Source organism: Novosphingobium sp. BL-S-19 (assembly GCF_055521675.1).
Window position 1 is genome coordinate 3,386,564 of sequence record NZ_CM145498.1, and the last position, 11,661, is coordinate 3,398,224.

At 65.9% G+C, this 11,661-nt stretch carries 10 protein-coding genes; 5 read left to right on the forward strand and 5 right to left on the reverse strand.

Annotated elements, in window-relative coordinates; all coding sequences use genetic code 11:
• The 3 genes from ACZ1JV_RS24230 to ACZ1JV_RS24240 all read right to left on the reverse strand — a co-directional run bounded on the left by ACZ1JV_RS24230 (position 1) and on the right by ACZ1JV_RS24240 (position 3,762).
• On the reverse strand, positions 1-1,317 hold the full coding sequence (locus ACZ1JV_RS24230) for an MFS transporter (protein WP_465150869.1): 1,317 nt from the start codon (positions 1,315-1,317) through the stop codon (positions 1-3).
• Positions 1,318-1,373: 56 nt separating this feature from the next.
• Positions 1,374-2,177, reverse strand: coding sequence for a 2-keto-4-pentenoate hydratase (locus ACZ1JV_RS24235; protein ID WP_465150870.1), 804 nt, complete (start codon positions 2,175-2,177; stop codon positions 1,374-1,376).
• Between the two features lie 82 nt (positions 2,178-2,259).
• The gene (locus ACZ1JV_RS24240) at positions 2,260-3,762 is read right to left on the reverse strand and encodes a UxaA family hydrolase (protein ID WP_465150871.1); all 1,503 of its coding nucleotides are present in this window, start codon (positions 3,760-3,762) and stop codon (positions 2,260-2,262) included.
• Between the two features lie 130 nt (positions 3,763-3,892).
• Between ACZ1JV_RS24240 and ACZ1JV_RS24245 the strand changes: the two genes are divergently transcribed.
• From ACZ1JV_RS24245 to ACZ1JV_RS24265, 5 genes are all read left to right on the forward strand, one after another.
• A complete protein-coding gene (locus ACZ1JV_RS24245) occupies positions 3,893-4,945 on the forward strand; it encodes a LacI family DNA-binding transcriptional regulator (protein ID WP_465137259.1) in 1,053 nt (350 codons plus the stop codon).
• Between the two features lie 377 nt (positions 4,946-5,322).
• Positions 5,323-6,159, forward strand: a complete 837-nt coding sequence (gene kduI / locus ACZ1JV_RS24250; protein WP_465150872.1) for a 5-dehydro-4-deoxy-D-glucuronate isomerase — start codon at positions 5,323-5,325, stop codon at positions 6,157-6,159.
• Between the two features lie 52 nt (positions 6,160-6,211).
• On the forward strand, positions 6,212-6,967 hold the full coding sequence (gene kduD, locus ACZ1JV_RS24255) for a 2-dehydro-3-deoxy-D-gluconate 5-dehydrogenase KduD (protein ID WP_465150873.1): 756 nt from the start codon (positions 6,212-6,214) through the stop codon (positions 6,965-6,967).
• A gap of 11 nt (positions 6,968-6,978) precedes the next feature.
• Entirely contained in the window at positions 6,979-8,004 is a 1,026-nt protein-coding gene (locus ACZ1JV_RS24260) for a sugar kinase (protein ID WP_465150874.1), read from the forward strand.
• Positions 7,967-9,547: a carboxylesterase/lipase family protein gene (locus ACZ1JV_RS24265; RefSeq protein ID WP_465150875.1), complete on the forward strand. Its 1,581-nt coding sequence runs from the start codon at positions 7,967-7,969 to the stop codon at positions 9,545-9,547. The genes ACZ1JV_RS24260 and ACZ1JV_RS24265 overlap by 38 nt, the downstream gene beginning before the upstream one ends.
• A gap of 180 nt (positions 9,548-9,727) precedes the next feature.
• Here the strand turns inward: ACZ1JV_RS24265 and ACZ1JV_RS24270 are convergent, their stop codons facing one another.
• Positions 9,728-10,132: a cupin domain-containing protein gene (locus ACZ1JV_RS24270; protein WP_465150876.1), complete on the reverse strand. Its 405-nt coding sequence runs from the start codon at positions 10,130-10,132 to the stop codon at positions 9,728-9,730.
• Positions 10,129-11,424 (reverse strand): pectate lyase family protein, encoded by a 1,296-nt coding sequence (locus ACZ1JV_RS24275; RefSeq protein WP_465152643.1) that lies wholly within the window; start codon positions 11,422-11,424, stop codon positions 10,129-10,131. Before ACZ1JV_RS24275 ends, ACZ1JV_RS24270 begins: the two co-directional genes overlap by 4 nt.
• Between the last annotated feature and the right edge of the window lie 237 nt (positions 11,425-11,661).

Below are 11,661 nucleotides of genomic sequence, written 5' to 3' on the forward strand. Positions count from 1 at the left end.
TCAGACCGGCGCCTGCCCCAGCTTGGGGCTCAGCAGGTGGACCACCGCCAGTGCCAGCAGATAGGCACTCGCGCAAATCGCGAAGAGCACCTGATAGCTATGCGTGGCGTCGAGGATGTAGCCCGCGAACAGCGCCATGCCCATGCCGCCCAGCGCGCCCACGGTGCCGCCGATGCCCACCACCGACCCCACCGCGCCGCGCGGGAACATATCCGATGGCAGCGTGTAGAGATTGGCGGAAAAAGCCTGATGCGCGGCCGTCGCCAGGCCGATGATCAGCACTGCCATCCAGACGCTGTCGATCGATTGCGCGAACCAGATCGGCAGGACGCAGAGCGCGCTGATCAGCATCGTCACCTTGCGGGCGAAGTTGGGCGTGCGGCCCGACTTGATCAGCTTGGATGAAAGCCAGCCGCCCGCCACGCTGCCCACGTCGGAGATCAGATAGATCGCCGCCAGCGGCAGGCCGAAAGTCTTGAGGTCGAGGTCGTAGCGCTCGAACAGATAGCCGGGCAGCCAGAACAGGAAGAACCACCAGATCGGGTCGATCAGGAACTTGCCCAGAGCATAGGCCCAGGTTTCCTTGACCGTCAGCAGGCGCCCCCAGCCGATCTTTTCCACCGGGTCGGCCGGGTCCTGCTGGATCCACGCCAGTTCCTCTGCCGAGACGCGGCCGTGCTTCAGCGGGTGACGATACATCGCCCACCATGCCGCCAGCCAGGCAATGCCGAAAATGCCAGTGACGAAGAAGGCCGCGCGCCAGTCGAACCACAGCACCAGCAGCGGCACCAGCAGCGGGGTGATGATCGCGCCGACGTTCGCGCCGGCATTGAACAGGCCGATGGCGAAGGCGCGTTCCTTCTGGGGGAACCAGTCGGTGACGGCACGGATGCCGGCGGGGAAGTTGCCCGATTCGCCGATGCCAAGGCCAAAGCGGGCCGCCGCGAAGCTGGCGACGCCGGTGGCGAAGCCGTGCGCCATATGGCTGACGGTCCAGATGACGATGGCGATGGTGTAGCCCAACCGCGCGCCCAGCACGTCCACCACTTTGCCGAACGAGAGATAGCCGATGGCGTAAGCCAGCTGGAACCAGAACACGATTCCCGCGAAGTCGCTCTCGGTCCAGCCGAACTCTCCGGCGAGCGTCGGCTTGAGCACGCCGATCATCTGCCGGTCGATATAGTTGACCGCCGTTGCCGCGAACAGCAGCCCGACGACGACCCAGCGATGACGGCCGGACTTCACCGGGGCTGCGGGAACGGCGTGATTCACATCGCTCCCGATCCCGCCCGCGATGCTTGTGGTGCCTGCATCCATTTCCCTGCTCCCTTTCCCGGCGGCCCTTTGCGGGCCTGCCGGATCGTCTCGTCTGTTCAGGCGGGCACCGCCGCCGCGATCGTGCAACGCACCGTACCGTGCTCTGCGAAGGAGGCCACCACCGTCTGCCCCGGCACGACCGGATGGACGCCAGTTACCGCCCCGGTGGAGACCCACGTCCCCCCCCTGCAATCGATCCCGCGCGCGGCAAGGTTGCCCAGCAGGAAGCGTACCGCGCCCAGCGGCCCGTCCAGCATTGTGGCGGTGGTCGCCTCTCCCGCCATCGCGCCGTCGATGTCGAAGCGAACGGTGATCGCGTCGAAGTCCGCGCTCTGCCAGCCCTCCAGCACCGGGCCGATCACCATGCCGGCATTGTTGCCGAAGTCGGAAATGGTGACGGTGGGCCCATCGGCATTGATGCCAGGATAGGGCGAACTGGCGATTTCCAGACCGATGTGCACGGCATCCAGCACCGCCAGCGTGCCCGCGTCATCAGTGGGAACCTCGCCGTTCCACCCGGCCGCGACGTGTAGGAGGAATTCCGCCTCCGCCGCCGCAAAGCCCTCGGCAAAGACGGGCATTTCCGGCACTTCGCCATTGGGCGCATCGATCACGCTGTCGGCAAAGATCGGCCCCGAAAGCCGGTTGGCGCCCAGCCGTGCATCGTCCGGCGCATTGATCTTGCCCACCTTCCAGCCGACGACCACGCGCCCATCCAGCTCAAGCGCCAGATTCTGGATCGCGTAGGCGGCGGCGAGGTCTGAAGGCGTTTCGCCGGGGTAGCTCGCCAGCGCGCGCTTCTCTCGCCGCGCCGTCACGAATGCCCCCGCGATCGTTTTCGCCTGTTCGGTCAAACTCATCCCTTACCCCAATATCTCGTTGATCAGATCGCTATAGGAAACCGGTGTCATAAGCAAACGCAATTGGCCATGATGCAGGATCTCAAAGGGTTACGCCCCGTTTCCAGACGGCGATGGCGCGCTGGCCCGCCCGTTCGGAGGCAGTCTGCTCGCCGCTCGCAAAGCTAAGGATTCGGGCCAGGAACGCCGCGTCCGCCGCCCCCTGCCCTTCGTCCAGCGCGATGGAGGCGTCGAAATCGATCCAGTGCGGCTTCGATTCGGCCAAAGTGCGGTTGGAGGCGACCTTGATCGTCGGCACCGGAAAGCCCAGCGGCGTGCCGCGCCCGGTGGTGAACAGCACCAGCGTCGCGCCCGAAGCGGCCAGCGCGGTGGACGATACGGCATCGTTGCCCGGCGCTTCCAGCAGGGTGACGCCCGGCACGCTGGCCTGTCCGCCGTAATTGATCACGTCGCAGAGCGGCGCATGCCCCGCCTTCTGCACGGCGCCCAGCGACTTTTCCTCCAGCGTGGTGATCCCGCCCGCAAGGTTGCCCGGTGAGGGATTCTCCGAAACCGGCAGGCCCTGATCGAGGTAATAGCGCTTGAAACGGTTCACGAGCCCCGCCGCCGCATCGAACACCGCGCGGGAGGTTGCCCGGTCCAGCAGCGCCTGTTCGGCGCCGAAAATCTCCGGAATTTCGGTAAGGATCGCCTTGCCGCCGGCGCGCGCCATCGTTTCCGAAAGACGGCCCAGCAGCGGGTTGGCGGTAAGGCCCGAAAAGCCGTCCGACCCACCGCACTTCAGCCCGATGGTCAGCGCCGAAAGCGGCAGTTCCGTTCGCTCGGCCTTCGCCGCTTCGGCCACGAGTTCGTCGACCAGCACGCCCGCTTCCGCGATTTCATTGCCCGCGCTCTGGCTCGACAGCGCCCTCAATTTCGATCGTGCCCAGACCGGCACTGCCTCCACCAGCGCATCGAGCTGGTTCGATTCGCAGCCGAGGCCTAGCAACAGCACGCCCGCAGCGTTCGGGCTGGCCGCCAGCCCGGCGAGCACCGCACGGGTGCCGTCCAGATCGTCGCCCAATTGCGAGCAGCCATGCGGGTGGGCGAAAGCGTGGATACCGTCGATCCGGCCCGCCGAGATAAGATCGGCATGGCGCGCCTGCGCCTCGCGCGCGACTTGTTCGGCGGTCATGCCAACACAGCCGACCGTGGGCAGGATCCAGATCTCGTTACGCGTCGCCGCGCGGCCATCGGCGCGCAGGTAGCCGCGCCAGGTCGGCATGGCCGCGCCCGCTTCCGCCCGCACTTCCGCCGCGCCGAGATGCGGCGAATAGGCCAGTTCGCCCGCCAGTGCCGTTGCCAGATTGTGCGTATGGACATGCTCGCCCGCCGCGATCGCCTGCGTCGCGCGGCCGATCGGCTGGCCATACTTCACCACTGCCTCGCCCGCTGCGATGGCGCGGAGCGCGAACTTGTGCCCGCGCGCCACGTCGTCCTGCAGAACCACGCCTTCCGCCTGCTCCCCGGCGGTCAGCGGACGCAGGGCAACGGCCACATCGTCGGCGGCATGAATACGAATGGAGGGAGGAATTGCCTGTGTCATCGCTGGCCCGTTTATCCGGGCTTCCCTGTTTTGGAAACCGGTGTCATCTTGCCTTTGCGACGATCAGAAGGCAAGTCGGTGTCAACCGCGCCTCTTGAGAACAAACATGCGAGAGGCCAGAGGGGCGAGAATGCCGAAAGAATCCAAGCGCGATGCTCAAGCCTCGGGGCAAATCACGGGCAAACCCACGATCAACGATGTCGCCCGCGTTTCGGGCGTTTCGAAGAAAACCGTCAGCCGCGTCATCAACAAATCGCCCCTGCTGAACCAGACCACGCGTGAAAAGGTGGAGGCGGTGATCGCGGAACTGGGCTTCGTGCCCAATCTGCAGGCGCGCGCGCTGGCGCTGCGGCGCAATTTCCTGATCGGCCTGATCCACGACAACCCGAACGCACAGATGGTGCTGGGGGTGCAGGAAGGCATCCTGCAAACCATCCGCGACACCGAATTTGCACTGGTGGTGCGCCCTGTGGACCGCCATTCGCCCAAACTGCTGGACGATATCCGCCACTTCATCGAACAGCAGCGGCTCTATGGCGTGCTGCTGCTGCCGCCGATTTCCGAGAATGACGAACTGGCCGCGCTCTGCCGCGAACTGGGCTGCTCGCTGGTGCGCATGGGTTCCGCGCCGCTCGACGACGAGGCGCATCTGGTCGCCTCGAACGACCGGCAGGCGGTGCGCGAGGCGGTGGCATGGCTGGGCAGCCTGGGCCACACGCAGATCGGCTTCATCGCCGGCCCCGCCGGCTTCCGCTCCGCCCATGAACGCGAACAGGGCTTCATCGAAGGGCTGGCACAGGCCGGCCTCGCGCCCCACCCGGCGCTTTCCACGCGCGGCGATTACAAGTTCGAATCGGGCTATGAGGCCGGGCAGCGCCTGCTCGACGCCTCACCGCGCCCAACCGCCGTGTTCTCCAGCAACGACGAGATGGCCGCCGGCCTGCTCCACGCCGCGCGTGAGCGCGGGATCGACGTGCCATCGCAGCTTTCGATCATCGGCTTCGACGATACCGCCATCGCCGCGCATATCTGGCCACCGCTGACCACCGTGCGCTGGCCGATCGTGCCGATGGCCGCCGCCGCCGCGCACAAGCTGATCGAGCCGGGCAATGCCCTGTCGCGACAGGCCCTGTTCCTGTCCGACCTGGTACGCCGCGCATCGGTGGCGCCGCCCGGCGCCTGATTGTCTGAAAATCAGCTACGCCGCATTTCGCGGCACCGGCTGAGAGTCCGTTTGAAAAATGCCCGCAGGGGCATTTTTGAGGCGGCACCGGCCCTCTCCCCCACCCTACCACCCATCGGTAGTATCCTGCGGGTGGTAGGCCCCCTCAGCGAAAAGGTCCCCCGGACCTTTTCGTGTTCTTCGGAACGGGAGAGGGCCGGTGCCGCAAAATTCGCATTTCGCGAATTTCAAACGGACTCTGACGCCAAAAATGCATCCCGGCACATTTTCCGGACAGATTTCCCGCGTTGACACCGGTTACCAAACCCGGATAAGACTTGACCTGAAGCGCAATAGCGTCCCACCATACGGAACTTAATTCCAAAAGGAGAGGCCCCGTGTTCTGCAAGACCTATCACGCCACCCATCCCGACATGATGGAGTGCGTGTCCAACGAGGAATTGCGCGATCGCTACCTCGTCGGCGGCATGTTCGAGGACGGCAGGGTGAACCTCAACTACTCGCACAATGAACGCTTCGTGATCGGCGGCGCGGTGCCCTCGCAAGGCCCGCTGAAGCTGCCCGCGCAGACCGAACCGAAGAGCGCGGAGGGCAAGCCCTTCCTCGAACGCCGCGAAGCCGGCATCACCAATATCGGCGGCCCCGGCGCGATCACGGTCGACGGCCAGCGTTTCGAGGTGGGCAACAAGGAATGCCTCTACGTACCGATGGGTTCGGACGAGGTGATCTTCGAGGGTGAGACCGCGCGGTTCTACATCGCCTCGGTCCCCGCGCATAAGGCCTGCCCGATCAAGCTGATCACTCTGGCCGATGCGAACCCGCTGGCGCGCGGCGATCTGGCCAATTCGAACCAGCGCACGATCTACCAGTTGGTCATCCCCGGCGTCTGCGAGAGCGCGCAGTTGCTGCTGGGCCTCACAGTGCTGGAAGAAGGTTCGGTGTGGAACACCATGCCCCCGCACCTTCATGACCGCCGCAGCGAGATCTACCTCTACTTCGACCTGCCCGAAGAGAACGACCGCGTGTTCCATTACATGGGCGAGCCCGATCAGATGCGTCACATCGTGATCGCCAACGAGGAAGCGGTGATCAGCCCGCCGTGGTCGATCCACATGGGTTCGGGCACCAAGAAGTATGCGTTCATCTGGGCCATGGGCGGGGAGAACCTCGACTACACGGACATGAACGTGCTGGATATCTGCCAGCTTCAGTAGTCCCCTTTCCTTCGCCGCGCGCGAAGAACCCAGCAACGAGAGATTTGGATTTATGGCGATTTCCTTCAGCCTCGAAGGCAAGGCCGCGCTGGTGACCGGCGCGAATACCGGGATCGGGCAGGCCATTGCCGTGGCGCTTGCAGAGGCGGGCGCCGACCTGGCCCTTGCGGGCCGCAGCGAACCGACCGAAACGCTTGCCCTGATCGCGGCGACCGGGCGCAAGGCCGTGAGCATCAAGGCCGACCTCTCCTCGATCGAGCCCGTCGGCCGGGTGATCGACGAGGCGGTGGCCGGGCTCGGCAAAGTGGACATTCTGGTCAACAATGCCGGGATCATCCGCCGTGACGACCTGCTCCAGTTCTCCGAAGAGGACTGGGACGCGGTGATGGACACCAACCTCAAGACCCTGTTCTTCCTCAGCCAGGCGGCGGCGAAGGGCATGGTGGAGCGCGGAACGGGAAAGATCGTCAACATCGCCTCGCTGCTCACCTTCCAGGGCGGCATTCGCGTGCCCAGCTATGCGGCGGCGAAGTCGGGCGTCGGCGGCGTGACCAAGGCCATGGCCAACGAACTTGCCGCCAAGGGCGTGCAGGTGAACGCCATCGCCCCGGGCTACATCTCCACCAACAACACGGCAGCCCTGCAGGGGGACGAGACGCGCAACCGCCAGATTCTGGAGCGCATCCCGACCGGCCGCTGGGGCGATCCCAAGGATATCGCCGGGGCCGCCGTGTTCCTGGCCTCGCCCGCTTCCGACTACGTCACCGGCCATGTGCTGGCGGTTGACGGCGGCTGGCTGGCACGCTGAAAACGAGCCTTATGACCACCGGACATGTAACCTGTTTCGGCGAAGTGCTGCTGCGCTTCGCCACCCCTTCCCACCGCCTGATGGTTCAGTGCGATACGCTGGACATGGTGGTGGGCGGGGCTGAGGCCAATGTCGCCTCCGGCCTTGCTTCGCTGGGCCACGGCGTGCGCCTGGTCACGCGCCTGCCCGCCAGTCCGCTGGGCGACAAGGCCCGTTCGGCATTGGCGGCGGCAGGCGTGGACACACATCACGTCGGTAGTGGGTCGGGCCGCATGGGGCTCTACTTCCTCGAAAGCGGCGCCGGCCTGCGCCCTTCCGCGATCACCTACGACCGCGCCGGCAGCACCTTTGCGACAAGCGCGCCGCAGGACTTCGACTTTGCCGCCTCGCTCGATGGCGCACGGCTGCTGCACCTTTCCGGCATTACCCCGGCGCTCGGGCCCGGCGGCGTCGCGCTTGCCAAGGCGGCGGTGCGCGCGGCGCTGGAAGCCGGCGTACCGATCTGCTTCGACGGCAATTACCGCGCGCTGCTCTGGGAAAGCTGGGACAGCAATCCGCGCGAAGTGCTGACCGAACTGGTCTCCGCCGCCACGGTGATGATCGGCAACCACCGCGACATCTCGCTGCTGCTGGGCAAGACTTTCTCCGGCGATGGCGAGGACCGCCGGCGAGAGGCTGCCGAGGCGGCCTTTGCTGCCTTCCCCGGCCTGCAGATCATCGCCTCCACCGCGCGCCATGTGGTCAACGCGGCGCACCACCGCATCGCCGCGCGGATCGACGCGCGCGAGGGCGGATACCAGACCGACGAAGTGGAAGTGACGCAGATCGTCGACCGCATCGGCACCGGAGACGCCTTCGCGGCGGGCGTGCTGCACGGCTGGCTGAATGGTTGGCGAAATGGGGGGGATATTCAGAAAATGGCACAGGCCGGGCTGGCCTACACGGTGCTGAAGCACTCATTGCCCGGAGACATGTGCCTGATCGGACCGGGAGAACTCGATGCCTTTTCCGCTTCAGGAGGCGACGTCAGGCGCTAGCACCACACGGCGCGCCGTGCTGGCGGGCGGGGCTGTCGTGCTCGCCGCCGGTGCTGCGCCGCTGCGAGCAACGCCGCCTCAGATGGCGGTGGCGGGGCGCTATCGCGGCGTGGTCGAAAACGGCATCTGCCGGTTCAGCGGCATCCGCTACGGCCGCGCGGCGCGCTTCGCGCGCGCCGTGGCCGAACCATTCGACGGACAGCCGCTGGAAGCCCTACGCTTTGGCCCGATCTGCCCACAGCGCGGAATGGATGACCAGCCGCAGTCCGAAGACTGTCTGTTGCTCAACGTCTGGACGCCCGAGGCGAACCCGGCCGCCAAGCGCGCGGTCATGGTTTATTTCCACGGCGGCGCCTACACCACCGGCTCGGTCACCGATCCGCTCACCCACGGCGCCAAGCTCGCGGCCGAGGGTGATGTGGTGGTCGTCACCGTCAACCACCGGCTCAATGCACTGGGCTATGCCTGGCTGAAGCCTTTCGGCGCCAAGTACGCGGACAGCGGCAACCTCGGCCAGCTCGACCTGATCCTCGCGCTGCAATGGGTGCGCGCGCATATCGCGGCTTTCGGCGGCGATCCGGCGCGGGTCATGGTGTTCGGCCAGTCCGGCGGCGGCGCCAAGATCGCCACGCTGATGGCCATGCCCGCTGCCAATGGCCTGTTTCACTCCGCCGCGACGATGAGCGGGCAGCAAGTGCAGGCCAGCGGCCCGATGCACGCATGGGCGCGCACGCAGGCGCTGATGGCAGCGCTGAAACTCGCGCCCGGCGATGTCGAGGGGCTGCGCACGATGCCGGTGGAGCGCCTGACCGCCGCGCTCGACACCACCGATCCGGTGATGGGCAGCGGCCCGGTCTACTTCGGCCCGGTGCTGGACATGACCAACCTGCCGCGCCACCCGTTCTGGCCCGATGCCGCGCCGCAGTCGCTGGCGGTGCCGATGATCCTGGGCAATGTTCACGACGAGACCCGCGCCTTCCTCGATCCGCGCGGGGCCAAGCTGAAAGGCCTCGACTGGAGCAACGTGGCCGCGCGCATGGGCCGCGAAGTGAAGATCGATCTCGACCCGCAATGGGTGATCGACCAGTACCGCGCCCGCGAGCCGGGCTGGACGGTGGAGCAAGTCTATTACGCAGCGACCACTGCCGGCCGATCATGGCCGGGGCAGGTTATCGAGGCGGACGAACGTGCCAAGGCAGGCGCAGCGGCGACCTGGGTCTATCAGCTTGAGCGCCCCTCCCCCGTCGATCCGCTGCGCGGTGCGGCGCATACGGACGACATTCCTTACGTATTCGGCACGCTTGATGCGAAAGGCAGTTTTTCGGGTGTCGACGCGGGTGCGCAGGGGCTGAGCAAGGCGATGATGGGGGCGTTCACCGGTCTGGCGAAAACCGGGCGTCCGGGAGTTGCGGACTGGGCGGCCTATACGGTTCCTCAGCGTGCGACGATGGTGTTCGGGGACAGGGTTCGCGTCGAGAACGATCCGCGTGGGTGGCAGCGGGAACTGTGGGCCACCGCGCCTTACGTGCAGCCGGGGACCTGACCGGGCTCGTTCCCAACCCACGATTTCCCCACACACCTCGTCGCCCCCGCGTAGGCGGGGGCCCCGTTTTTCATTGCGACGTCGCGATCAGACGCACCGTTCAAGGAAGCGGGATCCCCGCCTACGCGGGGATGACGAGGTGTTAAAATTGAGAGGAAGACGGCGACGCAGAGCGCCCCCTTACTTCTTCTCTTCAACCTTGGGCGGATTGGGATAAGCCACGATCAACGACAGCGGCGCCTCCCCCTTCTGCCAGATCCCCACGACCGCGCCGTTGTAGAGATAGGCCGTCATCCCCGGCTTAAGCGTGGCCCGCTTGCCGTCCGACACCACCTCGCCCTCGCCCGAGAGCACGTAGTAGACCTCGTCGTGCGCGATGGGATGTTCGCCGATCGCCGCGCCCTTGTGGAGAATGCGGCGGCGGAATTCCATCGCGCGCGGCGCCGGGACGGCGTCGGAGATGCGGTAGGCGGTGCTCATGCCGATGGATCCGTGCGGAGGGGCTTCCTCGCGCACGGTGTCCTTCTCGTCGATCACGGCCATTGGCGGCGCAGATGCGGCCATCAGCAGCAGTGCCGCTATCACTGCCTCATCGCCTGATCGCGGTTAGAGAGCTTTTCTTGCGCCCCCGTATGGTCCCCTGGATAATGACCCGACTTCGGCGTCATCGTCGTGAGGTTCCAGTCCTTCTCCACGAAAGGCGCGCGGGTTTCGGCGAGGTGGGGATAGCCGCCCACCACCTTCTCATCGTCGATCACCTCGCCGCGTCCTTCGGCCACGAAGAACAGCACGCGGATCTCGTCCGCCGAACGGTCCCACGGACGGGCGCCGACGGTTTGCAGCAGATCGGTTTCCAGATCGGCGGCGGGAGTAATCTTGTAGCCGTCAAGGCTGGCGAGCGGCTGCGGCGCTTCGATCACCTTGGCCTTGGTCACGCCGTAGCGGCCGAACATCGGCGCGGGGTTGCCCCAACGGTCGACGTTGATGTTATCCTTGGAGAACCAGGCAAGGTCGCCGTCGCCACCCAAGGTCAGGAACGGCAGGCCCGTCGCGGTGGAATTGCCCGCGCGCATCACGTTGCCGACGGCGGTGATCTCCCCGGTGACGTAAGGGTGGCCGGTCCATTCGAGGTTCATCAGGTTGTAGTGCACCGCGCGGTGGCCGGGGTCGTAGATCATGTTGTTGATCATCAGCACCTGTGCCCCGCCCTTCACCAGCGGCGAGCGCTCCAGATTGTGCGCCCAGACGTTGCGGTAGAAGACGATGCCGGTGGTGTTGTCATGCACCAGCGAGCCCTTGGAATGCTCGCCCTTCGGGTGGCTGGCATTGGCAAGGCCCTCTGCGGCAAGGTTCTCGCGGAACAGCACGTCATGGCTGGTGTTGGCGCGCCATTCCTTCACGTCCTTGCCGTTGAAGCGCGGGCCGGAGGTCGACATGTTTTCGTCGATCGCCCAGAAGAACGAGCAGTGTTCGATCACCACATTGTGCGCGCCGACCGTGGAGAAGGCGTCCGCTTCCCAGCCGGAAAGGTGCGGCTGGCCGTCCACGCCGGTCATCACGCGGATGTGGCTGATCTTGACGTCATGCCCCTTCAGATCGATGCCGCCGCGAATGATGGTGATGCCCGGCGAGGGCGCGGTCTGGCCCGCAATCGTCAGATTCGGCTCGTCTATTTCAAGCACGCTGCGGCCAAGGTCGATCACCCCGCCCACTTCGAACACGACCGTCCGCTTGCCCTTCGCATCGATCGCGGCCTTCAGCGATCCGGGGCCGTCCTTCGCCAGCGTGGTGACGCGGATGATTCGCCCGCCGTCGCCGCCCGTGGTCGGATCCTTGGCCTGCGCGAAAGCGGTGTGAGGGGCGGCCAAAGCCAGCATGGAGGCGAGGAGCAAGCGGCTGAACGCCGTCGATTTCTTCACTGTGCATCTCCCGTTTGCACTGGTTCTTGACAGGGTGGGGTCCCTGCGCTCATAGTTCATGACACCGGTTACCAAGACCGGCAAGAAAGAACTGGGTGCTGACCGCAGATTGTCCATAAGGGCGAATGCGGGCTCGCCGAAATGCACCGAACGGTGCATGAGCGTGCGCTGTGAGGCGCAGGGAGCAGAATGCCG

Coding starts and splice junctions, on each gene's coding strand:
- ACZ1JV_RS24230 (WP_465150869.1), bottom strand. CDS start 1,317: ATGGATGCAGGCACCACAAGCATCGCGGGCGGGATCGGGAGCGATGTG.
- ACZ1JV_RS24235 (WP_465150870.1), bottom strand. CDS start 2,177: ATGAGTTTGACCGAACAGGCGAAAACGATCGCGGGGGCATTCGTGACG.
- ACZ1JV_RS24240 (WP_465150871.1), bottom strand. CDS start 3,762: ATGACACAGGCAATTCCTCCCTCCATTCGTATTCATGCCGCCGACGAT.
- ACZ1JV_RS24245 (WP_465137259.1), top strand. CDS start 3,893: ATGCCGAAAGAATCCAAGCGCGATGCTCAAGCCTCGGGGCAAATCACG.
- kduD (WP_465150873.1), top strand. CDS start 6,212: ATGGCGATTTCCTTCAGCCTCGAAGGCAAGGCCGCGCTGGTGACCGGC.
- ACZ1JV_RS24260 (WP_465150874.1), top strand. CDS start 6,979: ATGACCACCGGACATGTAACCTGTTTCGGCGAAGTGCTGCTGCGCTTC.
- ACZ1JV_RS24265 (WP_465150875.1), top strand. CDS start 7,967: ATGCCTTTTCCGCTTCAGGAGGCGACGTCAGGCGCTAGCACCACACGG.
- ACZ1JV_RS24275 (WP_465152643.1), bottom strand. CDS start 11,424: ATGCTGGCTTTGGCCGCCCCTCACACCGCTTTCGCGCAGGCCAAGGAT.